Raw genomic sequence first — 25526 nt, forward strand, 5'->3', positions numbered from 1 at the left:
AACGCCGCGAGGGGCGGCGAGCACGTCGCCGTAGACAAAAAGCGCGGTAGTGCGCCGTTCCAGCGCCGCGCCGTCGCCCAGCCGGAACGGAAAGCCCCGTCAGAACTGGGAGCAGTGCAGCGTCAATGCATTGACATTGGTCACGTTAACACCGCGTCGATGGAACGTTCACGGGCCCTTGCCAGGCTGAATCGCCGGACATGTAGTTGAACCTTGCTGTTACTGCGTCAAAAAAATGTCGGGTAACGCCTTGGTGACGGCAGATGCCTGTGCCATAGTGCGTTGCAACACGAAGCTTCGCTGTTGGCCAGGGCCGTTCGTCCCAGGCAGGAATTGACACCGTGATCATTCTCCGGCCGGGAGGGAACCCTGGCCGGCTGGACGAGTGCGGCGCTTCGAAAACCATTCGACAGAGGGCATCAGCATCGCGCATGGGTAAACTCTCCGTGACCTTCCATTGGGCGCTGGCCCTTTTCTGCCTGGCGCTGCTGTCGGCATGCAACAGCGGGCCGGCGATGCGTTCGGACCTGCCGCCGGGCGATCCGCTTGCCGCGTCCATGGGCAAGCCGGAATACCTGCTCGGCCCGGGCGACCTGCTCACGGTCAAGGTGTTCCAGGTCGACGATCTGGAGCGCCAGGTGCGGGTCGACAACGAGGGCCGCATCTCGCTGCCGCTGATCGGCGACGTCAAGGCCGCCGGCTCCAGCGTCAATGCCTTGCAGAAGGAGATCGCCGACCGCTACCGCAACGGCTATCTGCAGAACCCGCAGGTATCGGTGCTGGTGGACGAGTTCACCGGCAACCGGGTCACGGTCACCGGCGCGGTCAGCGAGCCGGGCATCTATCCCATCCAGGGCTCCGCGCTGACCCTGCAGCAGGCGCTGTCGCTGGGCAAGGGCGTGAGCGACGTGGCCAGCCGCGGCAACGTGGTGGTGTTCCGTACCGTCGGCGGGCAGAAGATGCTGGCCCGTTTCGATCTGCGCGATATCCAGAAGGGCGCGGCGCCCGATCCGGCGATCTACGGCGGCGACATCGTGGTGGTGTACCGCTCCGATGCGCTGGTGTTGCTGCGTACCGTGGTGCAACTGACCCCGTTCGTGATGGTCTGGAGGGCCTACCGATGAGCGCCTCCACCTTGCCTCCCGCCTCCGCGCCGCGTCCGCGCCCGGTGGCCGCGCCGCTGAGCCCGGCCGACATCGGCCTGCTGGATTACTGGAATGCGCTGTACCGCCAGCGTTGGCTGATCGTCGGCATCACCGCCGCCGTGGTGCTGCTGGCGCTGCTGGTGATGCTGCTGATGACGCCCAAGTACCGCGCCACCAGCGTGCTGCAGATCGAGCGCGAATCGCTCAACGTCGCCAACGTCGCCAACCTGATGCCGGTGGAGTCGCCGCAGGACCGCGACTTCTACCAGACCCAGTACGAACTGCTCGGCAGCCGTTCGCTGGCGCGGCAGGTGATCCGCGAGGCCAAGCTGACCCAGGCGCCGGCGTTCAAGCCGCTGGTCGACGAAGCCCTGGAGAAGCTGCAGGACAACGGCGACGGGCTTGCGCCGACGCCGCAGGCGCGTGCCGCCGCGGCCGAGAATGCGCTGGTTGGACCGGTGCTGGACGCGTTGACCATCGAGCCGGTCCGCGACTCGCGCCTGGTGCGGATCAATTTCGATTCGCCCGATCGCGTGCTGGCCACGCGCGTGGCCAACACCTACGCCAAGATGTTCATCGCCTCGACCCAGGAACGCCGGCTGCAGGCGTCCTCGTTCGCGGCGCGCTACCTGTCCGAGCGCCTGGCGCAACTGCGCGACAAGGTCGAGGAGTCGGAGAAGAACGCGGTCGACTATTCCAGCCAGGAACAGATCGTGTCGATGGGCGAGGACAAGCCGTCGCTGCCGACACAGAACATGAGCGAGCTGAATGTGCGCCTGGCCGCGGCGCAGGACGCGCGGATCAAGGCCGAGGCGGCCTGGCGCCAGGCCGGCATCGGCGACGGCATGGGCCTGCCGCAGGTGGTCAGCAACCCGTTGATCCAGAGCCTGCGTACCGAACAGGCCAAGCTGACCGCCGACTACCAGCAGAAGCTGGCCACGTTCCAGCCCGGCTATCCGGAAATGCAGCGCCTGCAGAACCAGATCGCCGAGACCAAGCGGCAGATCGCCGACGAGATCGCCAACATCCGCGGTGCGCTGAAGAACGACTACGAAGCGGCGCGGCAGCAGGAGACGCTGCTCGCCGACCGCATCGCCGCACTGAAGAACGACGAACTTGACCTGCAGACCCGCAGCATCCGCTACACCATGCTGCGCCGCGAGGCCGACACCAACCGCCAGCTCTACGACGCGCTGCTGCAGCGCTACAAGGAGATCGGCGTGGTCGGCAACGTGGGCACCAACAACATTTCCATCGTCGACCGCGCCGATGTGCCGGGCAAGCCGAGTTCGCCGAAGAAGCTGCTCGGCCTGGCGCTGGCCTTCGTGTTCGGCTTGTTCCTGGCGGTGGCGGTGGCGCTGGTGCGCTACTTCATCCGCGAGGCCGAAGCCGCGGCGGCGGCTTCGGCGTGATGTCGCAGCGCGATGGCGCGCCGCACCGCGCATGGCGCGAGCGCGTGCCGCAACGCACACATCGGCATCGGTTCGACGCACAGTCTTCAGTGAGGTGATACGTGGTTCAGCTAGGCAATGAGGTGCTCCATTATTTTCCAGCGCGGTTGTACGAAGACGTTCTTCTGTTGAAGTAGTCACGGGCTGCCGTGGACCTGGGGTCGGCGAGGGAGGCGCCGCAGCGGTCCATAGGCAGGCGAAATCGAGGCCCGGCGGCGTCGCATGTTCCCCCGCATGCCGATCGACCGGGTTTGGATAGGAATCCCGATCATGCTTTTGGCAGACCTGAGTAGCGCCACCTATACGACCTCCTCGCCGCGCATGCTGTCCAAGTACGCGGCCGCGGCAGACATCCTGCTGCGCGTCTCCGACCTGACCGTCATGGTCGGCGGCGCCTTGCTGACCCATCGGTTGCTGTTCGGCACCTGGATGCCGGAACCGGCGTACCGGGTGGCGATCGGCACCACCCTGCTGTACGCAGTGATCTGCTTCGCGCTGTTCCCGCTGTACCGCAGTTGGCGCGGGCGCGGCCTGCTGCGCGAAATGATGGTGTTGAGCCTGGCCTGCGGTGGCGTGTTCGCGCTGTTCGCGGTGCACGCCTTCGTCGTGCAGTTCGGCCAGCAGGTCTCGCGGCTGTGGATCGGCACTTGGTTCGTCACCAGCCTGGCGACGCTGCTGTTCTCGCGCACGGTGGTGCGCGGCGTGCTCAACCGGCTGCGCTCCGAAGGTGTGGACGTGCAGCGGGTGGTGGTGGTCGGCCTGCGCCATCCGGTGGTGAAGATCCACAACTACCTGAGCCGCAATCCCTGGGTCGGCATGCAGGTGATGGGCTACTTCAGCAGCGACTACGACCTGTCGGTGGCCGACCATCCGCAGAAGCTGCAGTGCCTGGGCGAAGGCACCGCGGACGCGCTGATCGACTACCTCGACGACCACCAGGTCGAGCAGGTGTGGATCTCGCTGCCGCTGGGCGAACGCGACCACATCAAACAACTGCTGCAGCGCATGGACCGCTATCCGATCCAGGTCCGGCTGATCCCCGACCTGTTCGACTTCGGCATGCTCAACCAGTCCGGCGACCAGATCGGCAACGTGCCGGTGATCAACCTGCGCCAGGGCGGCGTGGACCGCAACACCTACTTCGTGGTCGCCAAGGCGCTGCAGGACAAGCTGGTGGCCCTGGCCGCGCTGGCCGTGTTGTGGCCACTGATGCTGGCGATCGCGGTGGGCGTGAAGCTGAGCTCGCCGGGCCCGGTGTTCTTCCGCCAGCGCCGCCACGGCCTGGGCGGGCGCGAGTTCTACATGTACAAGTTCCGCTCCATGCGCGTGCAGCAGGAGCCCAGCGAGGTGGTGGTGCAGGCCACGCGCGGCGACAGCCGGGTGACCCGCTTCGGTGCGTTCCTGCGCCGGACCAGCCTGGACGAGCTGCCGCAACTGTTCAACGTCCTGGGCGGCAGCATGTCGGTGGTGGGGCCGCGTCCGCATGCCGCGCAGCACAACACCCACTACGAAAAGCTGATCCACCACTACATGCAGCGGCACTACGTGAAGCCGGGCATCACCGGCTGGGCGCAGGTCAACGGCTTCCGCGGCGAGACGCCGGAGCTGCGCACGATGAAGAAGCGCATCCAGTACGACCTCGACTACATCCGCCGTTGGTCGTTGTGGCTGGACACGCGGATCATCGTGCTGACCGCGTTCAAGGTGCTCGGGCAGAAGACCGCCTACTGATGCGCCCGATGCGTCTTCTTCCCGCCGACCGTGAGCAGCGCCGGCGTCGCCGCCGCGTCGCTGTCGTTTCTGTCCCGCTTGCGCCGAATGACGTCGCGCGCGGCACCCGTGTGCCGCGCCTGGCGGCGGCGCGCTGCCGCGTTGGCGCGCGATGCATCGCCACCGCAGGGAGCTGCGCATGCTGAGCGCATCGGACATGCCGCTGCGCGAGCAGCGCCGCAACCTGCTGATCGAGCTGGTGTTGCTGTTCGCCATCGGCTACAACTTCGTGCTGGCGGTGATCAACGCCAAGGTGTTCCGGGTCAGCCCGGCGATGACCTATGCGGTGGAACTGGCGGTCTATGCCGCCTGCTTCCTGCTCGGCCTGCGCGCGCTGGATCGCAAGCGCCTGGCGATGGTGTTCACCGGCATCGCCCTGTTGGCGCTGCTGATGCTGGTGCGCCTGTTCCTGGCGTGGTCGCTGGATCCGAAATTCTTCCGCGATGCGCTGATCCCGTTCGCCTTCCTGCTGCTCGGCGCCGCCTATACCGGCTCGCTGCCGCGCATGTTCGTGCGCATGGCGCTGCTGGTGTCGCTGGTGGCGGTGTTCGAACTGGCGCTGCCCAAGGTCTACGGCGACGTGGTCAATCCCAAGAGCTATTTCGTCAATGCACGCGGCGCCAGCGCGTCGAGCTTCTGGAACCAGGACAGCAACCTGTTCGTCAGCGCGACGCGACCGGGTGCGCGCAACTTCCTGCCGTCGTCGAACCTGCCGCGCGCCTCCTCGGTGTTCATCGAGCCGGTGACGATGGGCAACTTCATCATCTTCTTCACCGCCATCCTGCTGACCTTCTGGCGCTGGATGCGGCCGTTCGCGGTCGTCGCCTCGGTGGCGATGATCGGCTTCCTGATCGTGGCCTCGGACGGACGCCTGGCCGCCGGCACCTGCGTGATGATGGCGCTGCTGAGTCCGTTGCTGCTGCGCATGGATCAGCGCCTGGGCTTCCTGATCTTCTTCGCGGTGATGGGCGGTGCATGGCTGCTGGTGTGGGCCTCGGGCATCCAGAGCTATGAGGACACCACGCTGGGGCGGGTGTTCTTCACCGTCGATTCGATCCGCAGGATGAGCGCCGATGCGTGGATGGGGCTGGACGTGGACCAGCCGTACCGCTACTTCGACAGCGGCATCGCCTACTTCATCTCCTCGCAGTCGGTGCTGCTGGTGCTGGCGTTCCTGCTGGCCTATTCGTTCGCGATGCTGATGCGCACCATCGAAGGGCAGTTGTTCAAGAACCTGCTGATCTTCGCGTTCTCGCTGAGTCTGCTGGTCTCCAACGGCTACTTCTCGATCAAGACCGCGGCGCTGTGGTGGTTCGTGTGCGGCTGCCTGTGGCAGATGGCGCCGCAGTTGCGCGATGCGTCCGCGGTGCCGCCGCGGCCGGCACCGGTCCCGCGGATTCCGGCGGTGCCGGCATGAGCGCGCCCGCCACGGCCGTCTCCGCGTCGGTGCCGGCGCAGGCGCGCAGCGCACGCGCGAGCGTGCCGCGCGACATGCGCATCGACGCGGCCAAGGCGATTGCGATCCTGCTGGTGGTGTTCGGCCATGCCAAGGGCATTCCGCATGCCTACGTGATCCTGGCCTACAGCTTCCACGTGCCGATGTTCTTCCTGTTGTCGGGCTGGGTCGGCGAGGCCTTTGGCAATCGCCCACTGACTCTGGCCACGGTTGGCAAGCTGGCGCGCAGCCTGTTGCTGCCGTATGTGGCGTTCTTCTTCGTCGCCTACGCGTACTGGACGCTGACCCGGCATATCGGCAGCAAGGCGCAGCTGTGGGGCGACCGGCCCTGGTGGGAGCCGCTGCTGGGCCTGGTCAGCGGCATCGGCCCCAAACTCTACGTGATGCCGGCGCTGTGGTTCCTGCCGGCGCTGTTCGTGACCACGCTGGCGTATCTGGCGCTGCGGCGGACGCTGTCGGTGCAGGCCCTGGCCGGGCTGTCGCTGCCGCTGGCCTGGGGCTGGGCCTGCTGGTTCCCGGGGCAGGACATGCGCCTGCCGTTCTCCCTGGACGTGCTGCCGGTGGCGCTGTGCTTCTTCGCGATCGGCGCGCTCGCCGCGACGCGCGCGCACTGGTGGCCGGCACGGCCGGCCGGCAATGCGCTGGCGGCGGTGCTGCTGGGCGCGGCCTGGTTCGCGATCGCCTGGCACAACGGCCGCGTGGACGTGAACCTGCTCAAGTTCGGCGATTCGCCGCTGGGCTTCCTCGCCGCCAGCCTGCTCGGCAGCGCCATGGCCTTGTGCATCGCCGGCCTGGTGCAGCGCTGGGCCTGGCTGCAGTGGATCGGACGCAATACCTTGCTGATCCTGTGCACGCACACCTTGTTGTTCTCGGTGATGGCCGGCGTCGCCGCCCGTACCGGCCTGGTCCGCGGCGATGCCTGGGGACCGGCCTGGGCGGTGTCGGTGAGCGTGCTGGCGGTGCTGGCCAGCGTGCCGATCCGCGCGGTGCTGGTGCGGGTCGCGCCGTGGATGATCGGCGTGCGGCGCAGCGCGGTCGCAGGAGCGACGGCATGACGGCGGCGCCGCGGACCGCGCACAGGCGCGACGGAGGCCGGGCATGAAGGTGGTGCATGTGGTGCGCCAGTTCCATCCCTCGGTGGGCGGCATGGAGGAAGTGGTGCTGAACATCGCCCGCCGCCATCTGCAGCAGGGACGCGACCAGGTCGAGGTGGTGAGCCTGGAGCGGGTGTTCACCGATCCGCAGCGGCGCCTGGCGCCGCGCGATAGTCATCAGGGCGTGCCGATCGTGCGCCTGCCGTACCGCGGCTCCTCGCGCTACCCGCTGGCGCCGTCGGTGCTGGCGGCGGTGCGCGGTGCGGATCTGCTGCACGTGCACGGCATCGATTTCTTCTACGACTTCCTGGCCCTGACCCGGCCGCTGCACCGTGTGCCGATGATCGTCTCCACCCATGGCGGTTTCTTCCATACCACCTACGCCTCGCGCCTGAAGATGCTCTGGTTCAAGACCCTCACCCGCGCCTCGGCGCTCGCCTATGCGCGGGTGGTGGCGACCAGCGAGAACGACGGCCAACTGTTCTCGCAGGTGGTCGCGCCGCGGCGGCTGCGGGTGATCGAGAACGGCGTGGACGTGGACAAGTTCGCCGGGCAGGGCAGCACCACCCCAGGACGCACGCTGATCTACTTCGGGCGCTGGTCGGTCAACAAGGGCCTGCTGGAGACGCTGGACCTGGTGCGCGCGCTGGCCGCGCAGGACCCGGCCTGGCAGTTGATCGTGGCCGGGCGCGAATACGACTTCAGCGTGGCCGACCTGCAGCAGGCCATCGCCGAGCGCGGCCTGCAGCAGCGGGTGCGCCTGCAGGTGGCGCCGACCCAGGCGCAGCTGGCGCAGTTGCTCGGCAGCGCGCAGTACTTCGTGTGCCTGTCGCGGCACGAGGGCTTTGGCCTGGCAGCGGTGGAGGCGATGAGTGCCGGGCTGTTGCCGATCCTCAGCGACATCCCGCCGTTCGCGCGTCTGCAACGCGAGTCGGGGCAGGGCGTGCTGGTCGACCCCGCCGATGTGCAGGCCGCCGCGGCCACGGTGCGTGCCTTTGCCAGCGGCACCGATGCGGCCTTCGCCGCGCAGCGCGAAGCGGCGATGGCCTATGCGCATCGCTACGACTGGGACCGCGTGGTCGGCGCCTATCTGGACGAGTATCACTTGGCGCTGGACGGCGCGGAGGGCGGCCGATGAGCGGCGAGAGTCAGCGTCACGGCGCGTCGCAGCAGGCTGCGCCGGCGGTGACGGTGCTGCTGTCCACCGAACGCCCGACCGCGACCACCAATCCCTACCTGACCCAGCTCTACGCGGCGCTGCCGCCGCAGGTGCAACTGCGTTTCTTCTCGATGCGTGCGGCACTGCTGTCGCGCTACGACGTGTTGCACCTGCACTGGCCGGAGTACCTGCTGCGGCATCGCACCGCGCTCGGCACGCTGGCCAAGCAGGTCTGCGTGGCCCTGTTGCTGTTGCGCCTGCGCATGGCCGGGGTGCCGATTGTGCGCACCCTGCACAACGTCGCGCCGCACGAGGACAAGGGCTGGCGCGAACGCCTGCTGCTGCGCTGGATCGACCGCCAGACCGCACGCTGGATCCGCATCAACGCGACCACGCCCACGCGCGCGCCGGCCACCGACACCATCCTGCACGGCCACTACCGCGACTGGTACGCGCCGCTGCCGCAACCGCCGCGGGTCCCCGGGCGTCTGCTGCATTTCGGGCTGTTGCGCCCGTACAAGGGCGTGGAAACGCTGATCGCCACGCTGCGTGCGCTGCCCGATCCACAACTCAGCCTGCGCATCGCCGGCAATCCGATCGACGCACAGATCCGCGACGTGGTCGAGCGCGCCTGCGCCGAGGATCCGCGGATCAGCGCTCGCCTGCAGTACGTGGAAGACGCGGTGCTGGCGCAGGAAATCGGCGAAGCCGAACTGGTGGTGCTGCCGTACCGGCAGATGCACAACTCCGGCACCCTGCTGCTGGCACTGTCGCTGGCGCGCCCGGTGCTGGCGCCGTGGAGCGAGGCCAATGCCGCCATCGCCGAGGAGGTCGGTGCGCAGTGGGTGCAGCTGTACCAGGGCGAGCTGGACGCGACGCAGCTGGCGCAGGCCCTGGCGCAGGCGCAGCAGCTGCCGGCCGAGGCCGTGCCGGACCTGTCGCGGCGCGACTGGAACGGGATCGGCTTGCAGCACTACCGCAGTTATCTGCAGGCGCTGACCGCGCGCCGCGGGGAGCACGCATGAGCGGCACCGAGACCCCACGGCCGGCGGCGCCGCAACCCGGGCTGGGCGCGCGCGCGGCCGGCGGTGCGGCGGTGACCATGGCCGGGCAGCTGGCCAAGATGGTGGTGCAGTTCGGCGGCATCATTCTGTTGGCGCGGCTGCTGACGCCCTATGACTACGGCCTGATGGCGATGGTGACGGCGATCGTCGGCATGGCCGAGATCCTGCGCGATTTCGGCCTGTCCTCGGCGGCGATCCAGGCCAAGCACGTCAGCCGCGAGCAGCGCGACAACCTGTTCTGGATCAACAGCGGCATCGGCCTGGTGCTGGCGATCGTGGTGTTCCTGTCCTCGGCGTGGATCGCGCACTTCTACCGCGAGCCGGCCTTGCTCGGCATTTCCCAGGCGTTGGCGGTGACCTTCCTGCTCAATGGCATGACCACGCAGTACCGCGCGCACCTGAGCCGTGCGCTGCGCTTCGGCCAGGTCTCGCTGAGCGATGTCGGCGCGCAGGTGCTGGGCCTGCTGGCCGGCGTCGGCGTGGCGCTGGCCGGCTACGGCTACTGGGCGCTGGTCTGGCAGCAGGTGGTGCAGGCGCTGGTCAACCTGCTGATCGCCGGTGCCTGCGCGCGCTGGCTGCCGCGCGGCTATCGGCGCGACGCGCCGATGCGCACCTTCCTGAGCTTCGGCTGGAACCTGATGGCGGCGCAGTTGCTCGGCTATGCCAGCCGCAACGTCGGCCAGGTGATCATCGGCCACCGCATCGGCGCCGAGGCGCTGGGCCTGTACAACCGCGCGTTCCAGCTGCTGATGATGCCGCTGAACCAGATCAACGCGCCGGCCACCTCGGTGGCGCTGCCGGTGCTGTCGCAGCTGCAGGACGATCCGCCGCGCTTCGGCAACTTCCTGCTGCGCGGGCAGACGGTGATGGTGCACCTGATCGTGGCGCTGTTTTCCTTCGCCTGTGCGCTGGCGATGCCGCTGATCGTGCTGGTGCTGGGCGAACAGTGGCGGCCGGCGGTGCCGCTGTTCCAGGTGCTGACCCTCGGCGGCATCTTCCAGACCGCCTCCTACGCCACTTACTGGGTGTTCCTGGCGCTGGGCCTGATGCGCCAACAGCTGGTGTACTCGGTGGTGGGGCGGGTGATGCTGATCGCCTGCATCTTCGCCGGCTCGCTGTGGGGCGTGATGGGTGTGACCGTGGGCTACACGCTGGGCTTGCTGGTGATGTGGCCGCTGTCGGTGATCTGGATCGCGCGGATCGCGCCGCAGATCCCGGCCTGGGAACTGTTCAACAACGCCTTGCGCGCGGTGCTTGGTTACGGCGTGTGCGGCGTCGCCGCCTACTTCGCCGCGCAGCAGTGGGGCGGCGCGTCGTTGTGGCTGCAACTCATCGTGGGCGCGGCGGCCATGGCGATCGCGTGCCTGCTGGTGTTCGCGCTGTGGCCGGCGTTCCGCCGCGACGTGCTGGCGATCCTGCAGATGCGCACGCTGCTGCGCCAGGCGCGGAGCACGCGATGAGCGCAGGCCTGCCGCCTCTTTCTTTTCCTTCCTCCCGCCTAGGAGCGAGCGCATGAGCGATTCTTCCGCAGCGGCGCTGCCCGCGTCGGCGCCGAGCGCAGCCGCCACCGGCCGCCCGCCGTGCTACCTGGTGCTGTCGGCGCACGACTACCGCACGCCGCGCCGCGCCAACATCCACTTCATCGCCGATGAGCTGGCCAAGCGCGGCACCACGCGCTTCTTCTCGCTGCGCTACAGCCTGCTGTCGCGGCTCAAGGGCGACCTGCGCCTGCCGCTGGACGCCAGCGCCAACCAGGTGGTTCGCCACAACGGCGTGGATTGCTACCTGTGGCGCGCGCCGCTGCATCCGTTCAACACCCGGCGGCGCTGGCTGCGGCCGCTGGAAGACCTGATGTTCAAGCTGTACGCGGCGCGCGCGCCGGCCACGCTGCTGCGCTGGATGCGCGAGGCCGACGTGATCGTGTTCGAGAGCGGCATCGCAGTGGCCTTCATCGCGCTGGCGGCGCGGATCAACCCGACCGCACGCAAGGTGTACCGCGCCTCCGACGGCTTGAGCACGATCAACGTCGCCGACTACATCGAACGCGAGTTCGACCGCGTGGCGCCGAGCCTGGACGTGATCGCCCTGGTGTCGCCGGCGATGGCCGAGGAGGTCGCCAGCCGCCACAACGTGTACCACGTCGGCCACGGCGTGGACCACGACCTGCACACGCTCGGCGACCCGTCGCCTTACGGCGAGGGCATCCATGCGGTGGCGGTGGGCTCGATGCTGTTCGACCCGGCGTTCTTCGTCGCCGCCAGCCGCGCCTTCCCGCAGGTCACCTTCCACGTCATCGGCTCGGGCATGGACCGCGCGCCCGGCTATGGCGACAACGTGGTGGTGTACGGCGAAATGAAGCACGCCGAGACCATTCGCTACATCAAGCATGCGCGCTTCGGCATCGCCCCGTATGCCTCCGAGCAGGTACCGGCCTACCTGGCCGACAGTTCGATGAAGCTGCTGCAGTACGACTTCTTCGGCCTGCCGGCGGTGTGCCCGCATGCCGTCGTCGGCCGCTATCCGTCGCGCTTCGGCTACACCCCCGGCGACGAGGCATCCATCGTCGCCGCGATCGGGCAGGCGCTGCAGGCGCCGCACGTGCGCCATCGCCAGTGCCTGAGCTGGTCCGACACCACCGATCGGGTGCTGGATCCGGCTGCCTATCCGGAGACACGTCTGTTCGCCGACGGCGCGGTCTGAGCACACGCCGTCGGCGTGTTCGCCGTCCACCCCGCGCAACCAAGGAGGACCGATGTCCGCATTGCAAAAGTGGATCGATTACGAAGAGCGCCGGGCGCTGTTCTGGTGGAAGCCGAAGAATGGCGAGATCAACGTCGGCGATCACCTGTCCAAGATCATCGTCTCCAACGTGCTCGGCCAGCGCGACCGCACCTTGCTGGACAAGCGCGACAAGCGCCAGCGGCTGATCGCGATCGGCTCGGTGCTGCATTTCGCCCGCGACGGCGACACCGTGTGGGGCAGCGGCGTCAACGGCAAGATCCCCGCCGACCGCCACAGCTTCCGCCAGCTCGACGTGCGCGCCGTGCGCGGACCCAAGACCCGCGCGTTCCTGCGCGAGCGCGGCCTGCAGGTGCCTGAGGTGTATGGCGACCCGGGCTTGCTGATGCCGCTGTTCTTCCCGCGCGAGGCCCTGGCACCGGCGCCGGCACGGCGGCCGTTCCTGGTGGTGCCGCACTTCAACGAACCGTTGGACAAGTACGCCGGCTACAAGGATCACCTGGTGTTGCCGAACCGGCAGCCGGCCGCGTTCGTGCGGCAACTGCTCGGCGCCGACCTGGTCGTGTCCAGTTCCTTGCACGGGCTGATCCTGGCCGAGGCCTATGGCGTGCCCTCGGTATACCTGGATTGGGGCAACGGCGAGGACCGTTTCAAGTACGACGACTACTACGCGGGCACCGGCCGCAGTCGCTGGCACGCCGGACACACGGTGGAGGAATGCGTGGCGCTGGGCGGCAATACCGTGTTCGACCTGGCGGCGGTGCAGCGCGGCCTGCTGGAGAGTTTTCCGCATGACCTCTGGTGAGCGCGCGACGGGCGAGGTGCTCGCGCTGGGCGGCTATCCGATCCTGCGCAGCACCGAAGCCGATTTCGTCGCCACCCTGCTGCAGGCGCTGGCACGCGGCGAGCGCCGCCAGGTGTTTTTCGCCAATACCAACTTCGTGGTGCAGTGCCAGGCCCTGCGCGCGCGCCTGGCCGCGCCGGGCGTGTGCATCGTCAACGACGGCATCGGCATGGACCTGGGCGCGCTGCTGGTGCACGGCCGCCGCTTCGCCGGCAACCTCAACGGCACCGATCTGATTCCGGCGCTGTGCCGGAAGAGCGCGCGTCCGCTGCGCTTCTTCCTGCTCGGCGGCCGTCCCGGCGTGGCCGAGACCGCGGCGCAGACCTTGCGGCAGACGCTGGGACAGCAGGTGGTCGGTACCTGCGACGGCTACGCCGAGTTCGCCGCGGCCGGCGAAGACCTCGCCGCGCGCATCAACGCCAGCGGCGCCGACGTGCTGCTGGTGGCCTTCGGCAATCCGCTGCAGGAGCGCTGGCTGCTGCAGCAGGCCGGCCGGCTGCAGGTGCCGTTGGCGTTCGGCGTGGGCGCGCTGCTGGACTTCCTGTCCGGTACCGCCCGGCGTGCGCCGGCCTGGGTGCGCCGGCTGCGCCTGGAATGGATCTACCGCCTGCTGCGCGAACCGCGGCGCCTGCTCAAGCGCTACAGCTGGGATCTGCTGGTGTTCTTCGCGCTGTGTCTGCGCCGTGGCCGGCGGCTGGCAGCAGCGCCCGCCCGCGACTCGCTGCCGCAGGCATGAACGGGGCGCGCATCGGCCGCGCAGATCGCAGCGCCTGACATGCGCGGGGCCGCGCGGCAGGATTAGACTGGAGGCATGTCCAGTGCCGCCGCCTTCCGAATCGCCGCCCTGGTGCGCGACTTGTCGCTGCTGCCGCACCCGGAAGGCGGGCGCTATGCGCGCGTGCATACCTCGGCGGTAATGGTGCAGCACGCGCAGACGCTGCGCCCGGCCTGTACCGCGATCCGCTTCCTGCTGGAGCAGGGCGAGGTCAGCCGCTGGCACCGCATCGATGCCGACGAGACCTGGCAGTGGGAAGAGGGCGGGGCGCTGGAGCTGTTCGGCTTCGACCCGCACCACGGCTTGCAGCGCTACCGCCTGGATGCCAGCGAGCACGGCGGCATGCCCTCGGTGGTGATTGCGGCCGGCACCTGGCAGGCGGCGCGTCCGCTGGCCGACTATTGCCTGGTGCGCTGCGTGGTGGCGCCGGGCTTTCTCTGGGAGCGCTTCGAATTGCTGGAAGACAGCGACCCGCTGGCCGCGCATCTGCCCAGACTGGACGGGTAGTCATGCCTCCGCGGCTGGGGTGGAGCAGGGCACGCGGACTGCACGCGACGACCAGACAAGAACGCGTTGCGCGCCGGTTGCGGGCGCTGCTGTGCCTGGTGGCCGCGCTGCTGGTGCCGGTCGGTGTGCCCGCGGCGCAGGCGCAGACTGCGGCATTGGCACCGTCGTCAGCGCCAACCAGTCCACCGGTGGTCGACCTGGACGCGGTGCTGGTGAGCGGGCGCCAGCCCGGACCCGGACTCTGGCAGGTCCGCCGCGGCGACCACGTGCTGTGGATCCTCGGCACGGTCTCGCCGCTGCCCAGGCGCATGCAGTGGGAATCGGGCGAGGTGGAGCGGGTGATCGCCCAATCGCAACAGGTGATCGGGGCACCGACCCTCACCCTGGACTCTGGCCTGGGCATGTTCCGCAGCCTGTTGCTGCTGCCGTCCTTGCTCAAGGCGCGGCGCAACCCCGACGACCGCACCCTGCAACAGGTGCTGCCGCCCGAGCTCTATGCACGCTGGCTGCCGTTGAAGGCGCGTTACCTGGGCCGCGACAACGGCGTGGAACGCTGGCGTCCAGTGTTCGCCGCGCAGGAACTGTACGAGGCGGCGATGCGCACATCCGGCCTGAGCCTGGGCAGCGTCGTGCAACCGGTGATCGAGCGTGCGGCCAAGCGCGCCAAGGTACCGATCGTGCCGGTGGTCGTGGAGGTCAAGGTGCCCGACGCCAAGCGCGCGCTGCAGGAATTCCGGGCAACGACCTTGAACGACAGCACCTGCTTCGCGCGCACCCTGCAGGTCATCGATCGCGACCTGGCGACGATGCGCCAGCGCGCCAACGCCTGGTCCGAAGGCGATCTGGAGACGCTGACCACGTTGCCCGCCAACGATCAGTACCGGGTCTGCCTCGATGCGGTCGGCGAAGCGGCGATCGCGCGCAAGCTGGGCCTGGGCGATGTGCGCAAGCGGGCCCAGGCGGCCTGGTTGCAGGCGGCCGAGCGGGCGCTGACGCAGAACCGCTCCAGTTTCGCGGCGTTGCCGATGCAGACCCTGCAGGACCCTGGCGGGCCGCTGGACCGGCTGCGTGCCCGCGGTGACGAGGTGATCGCGCCTTAGGGCGTGCGCTGGGGGCCGTGTCCCACGCGGAGCGGCCTCTGTGCGCGTCCGGAATGTAGATGCACGCGCGGTGGCGCAAGCCATCAGGCACGGCACGCGCTGAGGCCGTGCCGTACCCGCCGACCGCGGCGGTCAGCCCGCCGCAGTGCGCGGTGCGCTGGCGCTGGTGGCCAGTTGCGGCCAGCGCTTCAGCACTGCGGCGCGGATGCCGGCGGCGTCGATGCCGGCTTCGGCCAGCAATTGCTCGCGGCTGGCATGGTGCTGGAACGCGTCGGGCAGGCCCAGGTGCAGCACCGGGCGCAGCACGCCTTCGGCGTTGAACAGCTCGGCCACGCCGGAGCCGGCGCCGCCGGCCACCACGTTGTCCTCAATGGTCACGAAGCCCTCGTGGCTCTGCGCAAGTTCCAGCAGCAAGGCGCGGTCCAGCGGCTTGACGAAGCGCATGTTGACCACGCTCAGGCCGAGTTCGCGGCCGACCTGTTCGGCCGCGGCCAGGGTCGCGCCGAACGCCAGCAGCGCCACCGTGTGGCCCTGCGCGCGCAGCTGCGCCTTGCCGATCGGCAAGGGTTCCAGCGTGGTTCCGGGGGCGATCCCGGGACCGGTGCCGCGCGGGTAGCGCACCGCGGCGGGGCCGGCATGGCGCAGGCCGGTGCTGAGCAGTTGCCGGCACTCGGCTTCGTCGGCCGGTGCCATCACCACCAGGTGCGGCACGCAGCGCAGGAAACTCAGGTCCAGGTTGCCGGCATGGGTGGCGCCGTCCGGGCCGACCACGCCGCCGCGGTCGATCGCGAACAGCACGTCGAGCTGCTGCACCGCCACGTCGTGCACCAGCTGGTCGTAACCGCGCTGCAGGAAGGTGGAGTAGATCGCCACGACGGGCTTGGCGCCGTGCACGGCCATGCCCGCGGCCAGGGTCACCGCATGCTGCTCGGCGATGGCCACGTCGAAATAGCGCTGCGGGTACTCCTTGCTGAAGCGCACCAGGCCCGAACCCTCGCGCATCGCCGGGGTGATCGCCAGCAGCGCCGGCTCGGCCGCGGCCATGTCGCAGATCCAGTCGCCGAACACGTCGGTGTAGGTCGGGGCCTTGGCGCCCGGCTTGGCCACCAGGCCCTTGCTGGGATCGAACGGGCCGACCGCGTGATAGCCGATCTGGTCGCCCTCGGCCAGTTCGTAGCCCTTGCCCTTGGTGGTGATGACGTGCAGCAGCTGCGGACCCTTGAGGGTCTTGAGCGTCTTCAGCGCGCCCAGCAGCGCCGGCAGGTCGTGGCCGTCGATCGGGCCGGTGTAGTGGAAGCCCATTTCCTCGAACAGCGTGGACGGCACGAACATGCCCTTCCAGTGCTCTTCCCAGCGCCGCACGAAGCGCGCGGTAGGGTTGCTCTTCTTGTCGCCGAGGATCTTCTTGCCGCCCTCGCGGATGGCGTTGAGGGTCTTGCTGCCGCTCATCCGCCCCAGCATCTTGGTGACGCCGCCGACCGCCTCGGAAATCGACATGCGGTTGTCGTTGAGGATCACCAGCAGGTTCGGTTCCGGGTCCATGCCGCCGGCGTGGTTCAGCGCCTCGTAGGCCATGCCGGCGGTCATCGCGCCGTCGCCGATCACCGCCACCACCTTGCGCTCGTCGCCCATGCGCTGCAGCGCCACCGCCATGCCCAGCGCAGCCGAGATCGAGGTGGAGGAATGGCCGACGCCGAAGGTGTCGTACTCGCTTTCCTCGCGCTTGGGGAACGGCGCCACGCCGTCGGCCTGCTTGACCGTGTGGATGCGGTCGCGGCGCCCGGTGAGGATCTTGTGCGGATAGGTCTGGTGGCCGACATCCCACACCAGTTGGTCGACCGGCGTGTCGTACAGGTAATGCAGGGCGACGGTGAGTTCGATCACGCCCAGCCCGGCGCCGAAATGGCCGCCGCTCTTGCCGACGCACTCGATCAGAAAGGCACGCAGTTCCTCGGCGATGGCCGGCAGCTCCGATTCATCGAAGCGACGCAGTTCGGCGGGGACCTGGATGCGCGAGAGGCGCGGATAGCGGGTGGAGTCGATCATCGGGATGGAGGTTCAGCGGACCTGTCATTTTCCTCTCCATTCCGGGCACACGCAATCAACCCGTTCAGTCGCGGGCGCGCGCATGGCCTGTTTCGGCACGGGTGCGGCAATCCGTCGCAGCCCCATGAAGATGATGTGATGCGGCTAGCGCGACAGCTTCGAGCGCTTCGGCAACTGCGCCTTCAGGAACGACATCTGGTCGGCCAGGATGTTGCGGTTGGACAGGATCAGGTGCTCGATCCAGCTCGGCCGGTACGGCACCGCCAGCAGTGGCATCGAGGCCTGCTGCGGGGTGCGGTTGCCCTTGCGCGAATTGCAGTGGAAGCACGCGGTGACCACGTTCTCCCAGATGTCGCGGCCGCCCTTGGACACCGGCAGCACGTGATCGCGGGTCAGCTGCGGGCGGCTGAACTGCTGGCCGCAGTACAGGCACAGCTGCGCATCGCGGGCGAACAGCGCGGTATTGGTCAGGGTCGGGGTGGGGTCGAGCGCACGCGCATGCGCGTGGCCGCGCGCGGCGATGATCGGGTGCAACTCCAGCACGCTGCGCTCGCCACTGGCGCGGCTGATGCCGCCATGGATGTGCAGGCACGGCTCGCCGAGGGTCCAGGCGACCGCGCCGCGCGCGTACAGGCAGGCGGCGTCCTGCCAGTTGATCCAGTCCAGCACGCGGCCGTGCGCGTCCAGCGACAGCAGCCGGACCGAAGGCAGGTGGGAAGGGGACGCCGCAGGCGACGGGACCGCGACCGAAGTGCCGCAGGCCCCGGTATCGATCAGACCAAGCGTTGTTGTGTCTGTCTCCATCGGGAAAACAGCTTATACCCGATTGGTGACGGTTTGTGTATCGGCCGCGGCGGGCCATGCAGTCCCGGCACGGCGGGCGTGCCGGGGCTGCGTGCGCGGACTCAGAACTGCGCGTCGGCAAGCGCCATCAGCGGCTCGGCGCCGCTGTCGATGGCCGCGGCGTGGGTCAGCGTGCGCGGCAGCAGGCGGGCGTAGTAGAACCGGGCGGTCTCGCGCTTGGACTGCTTGAACGCCTCGCCGTGCGTCGAGGCCTCGGCCGCGGCAACGCTGCGCGCCCACCAGTAGGCCAGCACCACGTAGCCTGAATAGAACACGTAGTCGTAGCTGGCCGCGCCCAGTTCCTCGGGGTTGCCGGCGGCGCGCTGCAGGATGCGCTTGGTCAGCGCCGCCCACTCGGCGGCCTTCTCGCGCAGCGGCGCGACGAATTCGGCCACCGCCGGGTTGTCGGCGTGCTCGCTCAGGAAGGCCTCGACCTGCGCCAGGAACAGCTTCAGTCCCGCGCCCTGGCTGGACGCGGTCTTGCGGCCGATCAGGTCCAGCGCCTGGATGCCGGTGGTGCCTTCGTAGAGGGTGGTGATGCGTGCGTCGCGGGCCAACTGCTCCATGCCGTGTTCGTGGATGTAGCCGTGGCCGCCGAAGCACTGCAGCGCGTGGTAGGTGTTCTCCACTGCCCACTCGGTCTGGCAGGCCTTGGAGATCGGGGTGAGGAAGCTGACCAGCACGTCGGCCTGCTCGCGTTCGGCCGGATCCTGCGCGCTGTGCGCGATGTCGATCAGGGTCGCGGCGTGCAGCGCCAGCAGGCGGCTGCCTTCGGTCAGCGCCTTCACCGTCAGCAGCATGCGCCGCACGTCCGGGTGCACCAGGATCGGGTCGGCCGGCTTCTCCGGCAGCTTGGCGCCGCTCAACGAACGCGACTGCAGGCGCTCGCGGGCGTAGTGCAGCGCGTTCTGGTAGGCGCGCTCGGACAGGCCGATGCCCTGCAGGCCGACACCCAGGCGCGCGGTGTTCATCATGGTGAACATGGCCTGCAGGCCCTTGTGCGGCTGCCCGACCAGATAGCCCTGGGCGCCGTCGAAGTTCATCACGCAGGTGGCCGAGCCGTGGATGCCCATCTTGTGCTCCAGCGAGCCGCAGCGCAGCGCGTTGCGCTCGCCGACGCTGCCGTCGCGGGCGACCTTGAACTTCGGCACCACCAGCAGCGAGATGCCCTTGGCGCCGGCCGGCGCGTCCGGCAGCCGCGCCAGCACCAGGTGCACGATGTTGTCGGTGAAGTCGTGCTCGCCGGCGGTGATGAAGATCTTGGTGCCGCTGACCGACCAACTGCCGTCGGCGTTGGGTTCGGCGCGGGTCTTGAGCAGGCCCAGGTCGGTGCCGCAATGCGGCTCGGTCAGGCACATGGTGCCGGTCCAGCGGCCGTCCACCAGCGGCTTCAGGAATACCTCCTGCTGCCAGGCCTCGCCGTGCTGCTTGAGCGCCTCGACCGCGCCGTGCGACAGCAGCGGGAAGTTGCCCCAGGCCAGGTTGGCGGCGTTGACCATTTCGTTGAGCGGCACGCCCAGGGTGTGCGGCAGGCCCTGGCCGCCGAACTCGGCGGCGGCGGTCAGCCCGGTCCAGCCGCCCTCGGCGAACTGCCGGTAGGCCTCGCGGAAGCCGGGCGCGGTGGTCACCGCGCCGGTGGCCTTGTCCAGGGTGCAGCCGTGCTCGTCGCCGACCCGGTTCAGCGGCGCCAGCACGGTGCCGGTGAAGCGTGCCGCTTCCTCCAGCACCGCGTCGATCAGTTCGGCGTTGGCCTCGGCATGGCCGAGGCGGGCGAACAGCGCTTCCACCTGCAGCACGTCGTGCAGCGCGAAGCGGAGATCGGTCAACGGGGCTTGATAGGTGCTCATGCGATCGCTCGTGACGAGGGCCGCGGTGCGGCCGAGGTCCCCAGGATACTATGGCGTATGGAGTAAGCGTAGCCGGCTCCGAACGAACCGCCGCGCGGTGCCGTTCAGTCGAGCAGGCCGTGGCGGACCGCGTAGCGCACCAGTTCGGCGGTATTGCGCATGCCGAGCTTGTTGAGCACGCGGAAGCGGTGGTTCTCGGCGGTCTTGACGCTGATCTGCAGCACCCGCGCGATCTCCTTGGTGGTGCGGCCTTCCACGATCAGGTGGAACACCTCGCGTTCGCGTGCGGTCAGGCTGCGGTAGGGATCGGGCGGCAGCGCCTGCGGCTGCTGCATCTGCGTCACCAGCGCCTGCGCGGCCTGCGGCGAGAAGTGGCCGCGGCCGGCATGCAGGTTGCGCACCGCGGCGATCAGGTCGGCGCTGGCGCTGTCCTTGAGCAGGTAGCCGGAGGCGCCGGCGCGCACGGCGTGCAGCACATACTCGTGTTCCTCGTGCATGGTCAGCACCAGGATCCGCGCCAGCGGTACGGTCTCGCACAATCGTCGGACCACGTCGATGCCGTTGAGCCGCGGCATCGAGATGTCCACGATCGCCACGTCCGGGCTGGTCGCCTCGGCCTTGGCCAGCGCCTCGATGCCGTCGGCGGCCTGCGCCACCACCTGGATGCCGTCGATCGCGTCGAGCACGGCGACCAGGCTTTCGCGCACCAGGGTGTGGTCGTCGGCGATGAGGACCCGGATCGGCGCGCTCATGCCGGTGCGCTCCAATTGCGCTGACAGGCGGGATCTCGCGGCGTGTGCAGCGCCGCGCGGGTGTCGGGGCGGGGCAGGGCGATCACGTTCAATCGGTCTCCAGCGGCACCCGGATCTGCACGCAGCAGCCCTCGCCCGGGGACGACTGCAGGCGCAGGCTGCCGCCGCTCAGGCGCAGTCGTTCGCGCAGGCCGCTGAGGCCGCTGCCGCCGGCGGCCAGCGCCTGCTGCGGGTCGCAGCCGCGGCCGTCGTCCAGCACCTGTAGATGCGCCCAGCCCTCGCGCGCGACCAGCCGCAGCAGCACCGACTGCGCCGCGGCGTGCTTGAGCGCATTGGTCAGCGCCTCCTGTGCGCTGCGGAACAGCAGGGTCTGCAGCGCTTCGTCCAGCGCCGGCAGCGAGCCGATCTCGACCGTGACCGGGGTGGCACCGGCGGCGGACTGGCTGCGGCCCAGCCAGCCCAAGGCCGCCTCCAGCCCCAGGTCGTCGAGAATCGGTGGGCGCAGCAAGCGCGACATCTGCCGGGTGTCTTCCAGCGCCTGCGTGCATAGATGGATGGCCTCCTCCAGCGGCGCGCGCAGCGCAGCGTCGGCTGTGCCGAGCGCCGCACCCAACTGCGCCAGCCGGTGCTTGAGCACGGTGAGGTTCTGGCCGACGCCATCGTGCAGTTCGCGGGCCAGACGCCGGCGCTCGTCCTCCTGGACCTTGACCACGGCGCGGCCGAGCCGGCGGAACTCGCGCTCGTTCGATTCCAAGCGCTGCAGCAGCAGGCGGTAGCGTTCGGCGGCGGTCGTGGCGTCGTCGTTCATGGCGTGGTCTGTGCGCGCGCGATAGCGGAGCCGTCGGTGGCCTGCGCCGCGGCGCGGCGGGCGCGTTGCGCGGCGGCGTGGTCGCCGAGCGCGTCCAGGCGCTGCGCGGCCTGCGTGTGCAGGGCGGCGGCGAACAGCGGGCTGCCGCGCAGCAGCAGGGTCTGCAGCTGTGCGTAGCGCGCCGCCACCTGGTCGGCCGCCCCGTAGCGCAGCGCCTGCTGCAGGTAGCGCAGGCGCAGCCCGGCGTTGCCCAGGCGTGCGACATCGGCCGCCAGCGCGGCCAGGGCGGGTTCGTCGTGCGCCTGCTGTACCTGCACCTGCAGTTGCAGCAGGCGGGTTCCACTAGCGCGCGCCAGGGTCTCGGCCTGGCGCAGCGCGGCGGCGGCCGCGGCGTCGTCGCCGTCGCGTTCGGCCAGTTGCGCCTGCAGCAGCGCCGCACCGGCGCGCTGTTCGCTGGATACCGAGGCGGCGGCCTGGCGCTGCACCTGCTGCAGCGCCAGCCGCGCCTGCGCCGGGTCGTCCAGCGCCAGCCACAGTTGCGCGCGCAGCAGGGTGATGTCGGTCTGGCCGCGCTGGTCGCGGCTCTGCTGGAACAGCCGTTGCGCCTGGTCCAGTTCGGTCAGCGCCACGTCGCGCTGGCCCTGCCAGAACGCCAGTTCGGCCAGGTTGCGCCGGCTCACCGCCACCTCCTCGAGCATCTGGTGGCGCTCGGCCTCGCGCAGTGCCTGGGTCAGCAGGGTCTGCGCCTGCGCCCACTGGCCGCGCGCGGTGGCCAGCAGGCCGAGGTTCTGCGCGGTGCGCACGCGGCCGGTGGCGTCGTTGAGATCGGCATAGGCGCGCGCGGCCTGTTCCCAGAACGCCTGCGCGCTGTCCAGGTCGCCCAACTGGAAATGCGCGAAGCCGATGTTGTTGAGCGTCTCGGCGACTCCGTGCGCGTCGCCGAGCGCGCGCCAGGCGGTCAGCGCGCCGCGGAACGCCTGCAGCGCCTGCGGGTAGTCGCCGCGCTCTTCGGCCAGCAGGCCGAGTTCGTTGGCGGCGGCGGCCTGGCCGTCGCGGTCGCCCAGCTCGACGTACAGCGCCTGCGCCTGGCGCAGCTGCTGTTCGGCCTCGGCGAAGGCACCGCCGATGCTCAGCGTGCCGGCCAGGTTGCGTAGGCTGGTGGCGACGCCACGGCGATTGCCGACCTGGCGACGCAGCTCCACGGCCCGAAGGTACTGCGCCTGCGCCTGCTGGGCCAGGCCGAGCCGACCGTAGCCCACGCCCAGTGCGTTCACCGTTTCCGCCTCGCCATAGAGGTCGCGTCCGCGGCGGAACAACAACTGTGCGCGCAGCAGGTCGTCGTCCACCGCGGTGGCGGCGTTGCCGCTGAGGATCGCCAGCTTGCCCAGCGCCAGCCATAGTCGCGGATCGTCGGGATCGCGCTGCGACAACGCGCGCAGGCGATCGCGCGCCGCGTCCAGATGGCCGGCCTGCGCCTGGACCCGCGCGAACTGCAGTTGCACCACGCTGTCGTCGGGCCGGGCCGTGGCCAGCGCCTGCCAGGTGCGGTCGGCGGCGGCGAGATCGTCTTCCGCTTCCAGGCGCAGCGCCTCCAGCATCGCCAGGGTGTGCGGCCGCGCCGGCGCCGTGGGCGCGCGCGCGCTCAAGGCTTCACGCGCTCTCTGTTCTTCGCCGATGGCCTGCGCCGCGACCACCTCGGCCAGGCGCAACGGCGCGGACTGCGGCGCCTGCGCGCTGGCCTCGGCGAATTGCTGCAGCGCCTGCGCGCTGTCGTCGCGTTGCTGCGCCGCCAGGCCGCGCGCATACGCCTGCAGCGCGGCGGGCGCCGGCAGGTCGTCGGGCAGGGCGGCGCCCTCGCCGAGCAGGGCCCTGGACGCGACCGGCAACCAGGCCGCGTAGGCCGCGGCCGGATCGGCGGCGACCGGTCCGTCGAGGCGTTGCGCCGCGCCGCTGGCCGGATGCAGCAGCGCCTGCAGGCGCCAGCCGGCACCCTGGCGTTGCAGGCTCGGCTGCAGCACGCGTTGCGCGGAGGCGAGCCGGCGCAGCGCCGCCACGTCGAGCGGCGCCTGGCCGGTGGGGTCGTACTGGCGCAGCGCCTGCCGGGTGCGCGCGTCGTCGACCACGGTCAGCGTTTCGCCGAGGCTGCCGCGCAGCCACGCACCGAGCGCCAGGCGTTGTTCGGCGTTGCCCGGGTCGCCGGCCAGCGGCAGCACCAGCAGGCGCGGCAGCTGGTGCACGACCGCCGCTGCCGGCGACGCGATGCTGGTGCGTTGCGCATGCCATTGCCAGGCGCCGGCACCGAGCAGGGCGGCGCCGGCCAGGGTCGCTGCCAAGCCAATGGCGAGGCGGCGCCAGCGCCGACGATCGCGCGGCAGTTGTCGGCGCTCGATCGCCACGATGACTTCGCCAGCGTGCTGCAAGCGGTCGCGCGGCTGCGGGCGCAGCAGCCGCTGCAGCAGCCGCACCAGCCAGCCCGGCACGTCCGTGCGCAGCCGGTCCACCGGCGGCGGCTCGCGCAGCATGCGTTGGGCCAGGGTCTCGGACAGGGTGCCGCCGGCGAACGGCACCTGCCCGGCGAGCATTTCGTACAGGATCAGGCCCAAGGCGTAGAGGTCGCTGCGCGGGTCGAGCGCGTCGCCGCGCGCCTGTTCGGGCGACAGGTAGGCGGGCGTGCCGATGACGTTGCCCAGGGTCGCGCCCAGACCGCTGCTGGCCATCGAGCAGGCCACGCCGAAGTCGCTGATCAGCGCATCGCCGCCGCGTTGCAGCAGGATGTTGGCCGGCTTGAGGTCGCGGTGCACGACGCCGCGCGCATGCGCCGCCTGCAGGCCGCGGGCGATGTCGCCGGCGATGCGCAACGCGGTGTCGACGTCCAGCCGTTCCTCGCGCTGCAGCCGCGCTTCCAGCGACTCGCCCTCCACGTAGTCCATGCTGATCAGCCAGCGCCCGGCGTGTTCGGCCAGGTCGTGGATCCGCACCACGTGCGGACTGGATACCTGCCGCGCCAGCAGCAGTTCCTGGCGGAAGCGGGCGAAGGCCTGCGGCCGCTGCGCCAGTTCCGGGCGCAGCAGCTTGACCGCGACGTCGATGCCGAGCGCCTGGTCGTGGGCCAGGTACACCAGACCCATGCCGCCGATGCCGAGCAGGCGCTCGATGCGGAAGCGGCCGGCCAGCACGTCCCCCGGCGTCAGGCTTTCCTGCGCGTACAGGCCGGTGGCGGTGGCGGCGTCGCTCATGCCGGCCCAGGACCCTGTTCCGCACCGGTGTCGCGCAGCGCCTGGCGCGCGGCGATCCAGAGTGCGGCGCGCTCGCAGAAGGCTTCGAGCAATTGCATGTCCAGCGCACCGATGGCACTTCCGGCGCGGCGGCTGTCGGCGTAGATCGCGCCGAGCACGCGCGCGCCGTCGCGCAGCGGCAGGCACAGCACCGTGCGCAGGCCGGCGGCGCAGACCGAGGCGCGCTCGGCCAGCCACGGCACGCCGCCGACGTCGTGGGCCACGGTGGCCTGGCCGTGGCGCAGGGCGCGTTGCAGGGCACCCTCGCTGCCGGCGAGCCCGCGCTGCAGCGGCAGCGGCCCGGTGCCGTGGCTGGCCGCGATGCGCTGGCCGTGCGCCTCGGCCAGGACCAGCAGGCCGCGTTCGGCCTGGGACAGTTCGACTACCGCGTCCAGGCTGGCGCCGAGCAGATCGTCGAGTCCGCCGATCTGGGCGAGCCCCTGGGTGAGCGCGGTGGCGCGATCGCAGCGGGCGCGCTGGCGGCGTTCGGCCAGTTCCGCATCGGCCGGGCTGAGCGGGGCGAACTCGGCGTAGATGTCGCCAAAGCGCAGCCAGGTCGCGGTCTCCAGCGCGATCGGCGCGGCCACGCGCACGCCATCGCGGAAGCTGCCGTTCTTGCTGCCCAGGTCGTGCAACTGCCAGTGGCCGTCGGCCTGCGGCTGCAGCCGGGCGTGCCAGCGCGACACCGAGGGATGTTCCAGTGCCAGCGCGTTGTCCGCCGCGCGGCCGATCGCCAGCGTCTGCCCGGCGGCGAGCAGCAGCGTCGGCGCCGGCGCGTCGGGCAGGTAGGCGGTCAGGCGCGCGGGCATCGCGGGGTGTCCTCGATCGCGGTGCGGGTGACCGGTCCAGCA

The 25526-nt window shown here is 70.1% G+C and carries 20 protein-coding genes; 13 read left to right on the top strand and 7 right to left on the bottom strand.

Annotation, left to right across the window (positions count from 1 at the left end; translation table 11 throughout):
• Positions 1 to 431: 431 nt before the first annotated feature.
• The 13 genes from GGR64_RS13740 (at position 432) to GGR64_RS13800 (ending at position 15104) form a co-directional block, all read left to right on the top strand.
• Positions 432 to 1124, top strand: coding sequence for a polysaccharide biosynthesis/export family protein (locus GGR64_RS13740; protein ID WP_048489932.1), 693 nt, complete (start codon positions 432 to 434; stop codon positions 1122 to 1124).
• Positions 1121 to 2557 (top strand): GumC family protein, encoded by a 1437-nt coding sequence (locus GGR64_RS13745; protein WP_184646512.1) that lies wholly within the window; start codon positions 1121 to 1123, stop codon positions 2555 to 2557. The genes GGR64_RS13740 and GGR64_RS13745 overlap by 4 nt, the downstream gene beginning before the upstream one ends.
• A 309-nt stretch (positions 2558 to 2866) precedes the next feature.
• Complete coding sequence (locus GGR64_RS13750; RefSeq protein ID WP_184646514.1) at positions 2867 to 4327, top strand: undecaprenyl-phosphate glucose phosphotransferase; 1461 nt, start codon at positions 2867 to 2869, stop codon at positions 4325 to 4327.
• Between the two features lie 178 nt (positions 4328 to 4505).
• Positions 4506 to 5783, top strand: a complete 1278-nt coding sequence (locus GGR64_RS13755) for a polysaccharide biosynthesis protein GumE (protein ID WP_184646516.1) — start codon at positions 4506 to 4508, stop codon at positions 5781 to 5783.
• On the top strand, positions 5780 to 6877 hold the full coding sequence (locus tag GGR64_RS13760) for an acyltransferase family protein (RefSeq protein ID WP_184646518.1): 1098 nt from the start codon (positions 5780 to 5782) through the stop codon (positions 6875 to 6877). Before GGR64_RS13755 ends, GGR64_RS13760 begins: the two co-directional genes overlap by 4 nt.
• 43 nt (positions 6878 to 6920) lie before the next feature.
• Positions 6921 to 8054 (top strand): glycosyltransferase family 4 protein, encoded by a 1134-nt coding sequence (locus GGR64_RS13765; RefSeq protein WP_184646519.1) that lies wholly within the window; start codon positions 6921 to 6923, stop codon positions 8052 to 8054.
• Positions 8051 to 9100 carry a glycosyltransferase gene (locus GGR64_RS13770; RefSeq protein ID WP_184646521.1) on the top strand — a complete coding sequence of 350 codons (1050 nt, stop codon included), beginning with the start codon at positions 8051 to 8053 and terminating at the stop codon, positions 9098 to 9100. The genes GGR64_RS13765 and GGR64_RS13770 overlap by 4 nt, the downstream gene beginning before the upstream one ends.
• Positions 9097 to 10599, top strand: a complete 1503-nt coding sequence (locus GGR64_RS13775; RefSeq protein ID WP_184646522.1) for a lipopolysaccharide biosynthesis protein — start codon at positions 9097 to 9099, stop codon at positions 10597 to 10599. The genes GGR64_RS13770 and GGR64_RS13775 overlap by 4 nt, the downstream gene beginning before the upstream one ends.
• Before the next feature lie 52 nt (positions 10600 to 10651).
• Positions 10652 to 11839 carry a glycosyltransferase gene (locus GGR64_RS13780; protein ID WP_184646524.1) on the top strand — a complete coding sequence of 396 codons (1188 nt, stop codon included), beginning with the start codon at positions 10652 to 10654 and terminating at the stop codon, positions 11837 to 11839.
• A 52-nt stretch (positions 11840 to 11891) separates the two neighbouring features.
• A complete protein-coding gene (locus tag GGR64_RS13785) occupies positions 11892 to 12683 on the top strand; it encodes a polysaccharide pyruvyl transferase family protein (RefSeq protein WP_184646526.1) in 792 nt (263 codons plus the stop codon).
• A complete protein-coding gene (locus GGR64_RS13790) occupies positions 12670 to 13458 on the top strand; it encodes a WecB/TagA/CpsF family glycosyltransferase (RefSeq protein WP_184646528.1) in 789 nt (262 codons plus the stop codon). Before GGR64_RS13785 ends, GGR64_RS13790 begins: the two co-directional genes overlap by 14 nt.
• A gap of 75 nt (positions 13459 to 13533) precedes the next feature.
• Positions 13534 to 14004 carry a cupin domain-containing protein gene (locus GGR64_RS13795; protein WP_184646530.1) on the top strand — a complete coding sequence of 157 codons (471 nt, stop codon included), beginning with the start codon at positions 13534 to 13536 and terminating at the stop codon, positions 14002 to 14004.
• 77 nt (positions 14005 to 14081) lie between these two features.
• Positions 14082 to 15104 carry a TraB/GumN family protein gene (locus GGR64_RS13800; RefSeq protein ID WP_260303023.1) on the top strand — a complete coding sequence of 341 codons (1023 nt, stop codon included), beginning with the start codon at positions 14082 to 14084 and terminating at the stop codon, positions 15102 to 15104.
• Positions 15105 to 15236: 132 nt separating this feature from the next.
• On the opposite strand, the gene dxs is transcribed toward GGR64_RS13800, so the two are convergent.
• From dxs to GGR64_RS13835, 7 genes are all read right to left on the bottom strand, one after another.
• A complete protein-coding gene (dxs, locus tag GGR64_RS13805) occupies positions 15237 to 17150 on the bottom strand; it encodes a 1-deoxy-D-xylulose-5-phosphate synthase (RefSeq protein ID WP_184646534.1) in 1914 nt (637 codons plus the stop codon).
• A gap of 144 nt (positions 17151 to 17294) precedes the next feature.
• Positions 17295 to 17954, bottom strand: coding sequence for an HNH endonuclease (locus GGR64_RS13810; protein WP_202394680.1), 660 nt, complete (start codon positions 17952 to 17954; stop codon positions 17295 to 17297).
• 101 nt (positions 17955 to 18055) lie between these two features.
• Positions 18056 to 19840 (bottom strand): acyl-CoA dehydrogenase C-terminal domain-containing protein, encoded by a 1785-nt coding sequence (locus GGR64_RS13815; protein ID WP_184646536.1) that lies wholly within the window; start codon positions 19838 to 19840, stop codon positions 18056 to 18058.
• A 104-nt stretch (positions 19841 to 19944) separates the two neighbouring features.
• A complete protein-coding gene (locus GGR64_RS13820) occupies positions 19945 to 20592 on the bottom strand; it encodes a response regulator transcription factor (RefSeq protein ID WP_167087785.1) in 648 nt (215 codons plus the stop codon).
• 88 nt (positions 20593 to 20680) lie between these two features.
• Positions 20681 to 21400, bottom strand: coding sequence for a sensor histidine kinase (locus GGR64_RS13825; RefSeq protein ID WP_184646538.1), 720 nt, complete (start codon positions 21398 to 21400; stop codon positions 20681 to 20683).
• Entirely contained in the window at positions 21397 to 24636 is a 3240-nt protein-coding gene (locus GGR64_RS13830; RefSeq protein ID WP_184646540.1) for a serine/threonine-protein kinase, read from the bottom strand. The genes GGR64_RS13825 and GGR64_RS13830 overlap by 4 nt, the downstream gene beginning before the upstream one ends.
• Positions 24633 to 25484 (bottom strand): FHA domain-containing protein, encoded by an 852-nt coding sequence (locus GGR64_RS13835; protein ID WP_184646542.1) that lies wholly within the window; start codon positions 25482 to 25484, stop codon positions 24633 to 24635. The genes GGR64_RS13830 and GGR64_RS13835 overlap by 4 nt, the downstream gene beginning before the upstream one ends.
• Between the last annotated feature and the right edge of the window lie 42 nt (positions 25485 to 25526).

It is taken from the genome of Xanthomonas sp. 3307, assembly GCF_014199735.1.
Taxonomy (GTDB): domain Bacteria; phylum Pseudomonadota; class Gammaproteobacteria; order Xanthomonadales; family Xanthomonadaceae; genus Xanthomonas_A; species Xanthomonas_A rydalmerensis.

Excerpts from the sequence above, each read along its gene's own strand:
- GGR64_RS13740 (WP_048489932.1), top strand. The coding sequence starts at position 432 with ATGGGTAAACTCTCCGTGACCTTCCATTGGGCGCTGGCCCTTTTCTGC.
- GGR64_RS13745 (WP_184646512.1), top strand. The coding sequence starts at position 1,121 with ATGAGCGCCTCCACCTTGCCTCCCGCCTCCGCGCCGCGTCCGCGCCCG.
- GGR64_RS13750 (WP_184646514.1), top strand. The coding sequence starts at position 2,867 with ATGCTTTTGGCAGACCTGAGTAGCGCCACCTATACGACCTCCTCGCCG.
- GGR64_RS13755 (WP_184646516.1), top strand. The coding sequence starts at position 4,506 with ATGCTGAGCGCATCGGACATGCCGCTGCGCGAGCAGCGCCGCAACCTG.
- GGR64_RS13760 (WP_184646518.1), top strand. The coding sequence starts at position 5,780 with ATGAGCGCGCCCGCCACGGCCGTCTCCGCGTCGGTGCCGGCGCAGGCG.
- GGR64_RS13765 (WP_184646519.1), top strand. The coding sequence starts at position 6,921 with ATGAAGGTGGTGCATGTGGTGCGCCAGTTCCATCCCTCGGTGGGCGGC.
- GGR64_RS13770 (WP_184646521.1), top strand. The coding sequence starts at position 8,051 with ATGAGCGGCGAGAGTCAGCGTCACGGCGCGTCGCAGCAGGCTGCGCCG.
- GGR64_RS13775 (WP_184646522.1), top strand. The coding sequence starts at position 9,097 with ATGAGCGGCACCGAGACCCCACGGCCGGCGGCGCCGCAACCCGGGCTG.
- GGR64_RS13780 (WP_184646524.1), top strand. The coding sequence starts at position 10,652 with ATGAGCGATTCTTCCGCAGCGGCGCTGCCCGCGTCGGCGCCGAGCGCA.
- GGR64_RS13785 (WP_184646526.1), top strand. The coding sequence starts at position 11,892 with ATGTCCGCATTGCAAAAGTGGATCGATTACGAAGAGCGCCGGGCGCTG.
- GGR64_RS13790 (WP_184646528.1), top strand. The coding sequence starts at position 12,670 with ATGACCTCTGGTGAGCGCGCGACGGGCGAGGTGCTCGCGCTGGGCGGC.
- GGR64_RS13795 (WP_184646530.1), top strand. The coding sequence starts at position 13,534 with ATGTCCAGTGCCGCCGCCTTCCGAATCGCCGCCCTGGTGCGCGACTTG.
- dxs (WP_184646534.1), bottom strand. The coding sequence starts at position 17,150 with ATGATCGACTCCACCCGCTATCCGCGCCTCTCGCGCATCCAGGTCCCC.
- GGR64_RS13810 (WP_202394680.1), bottom strand. The coding sequence starts at position 17,954 with ATGGAGACAGACACAACAACGCTTGGTCTGATCGATACCGGGGCCTGC.
- GGR64_RS13815 (WP_184646536.1), bottom strand. The coding sequence starts at position 19,840 with ATGAGCACCTATCAAGCCCCGTTGACCGATCTCCGCTTCGCGCTGCAC.
- GGR64_RS13820 (WP_167087785.1), bottom strand. The coding sequence starts at position 20,592 with ATGAGCGCGCCGATCCGGGTCCTCATCGCCGACGACCACACCCTGGTG.
- GGR64_RS13825 (WP_184646538.1), bottom strand. The coding sequence starts at position 21,400 with ATGAACGACGACGCCACGACCGCCGCCGAACGCTACCGCCTGCTGCTG.
- GGR64_RS13830 (WP_184646540.1), bottom strand. The coding sequence starts at position 24,636 with ATGAGCGACGCCGCCACCGCCACCGGCCTGTACGCGCAGGAAAGCCTG.
- GGR64_RS13835 (WP_184646542.1), bottom strand. The coding sequence starts at position 25,484 with ATGCCCGCGCGCCTGACCGCCTACCTGCCCGACGCGCCGGCGCCGACG.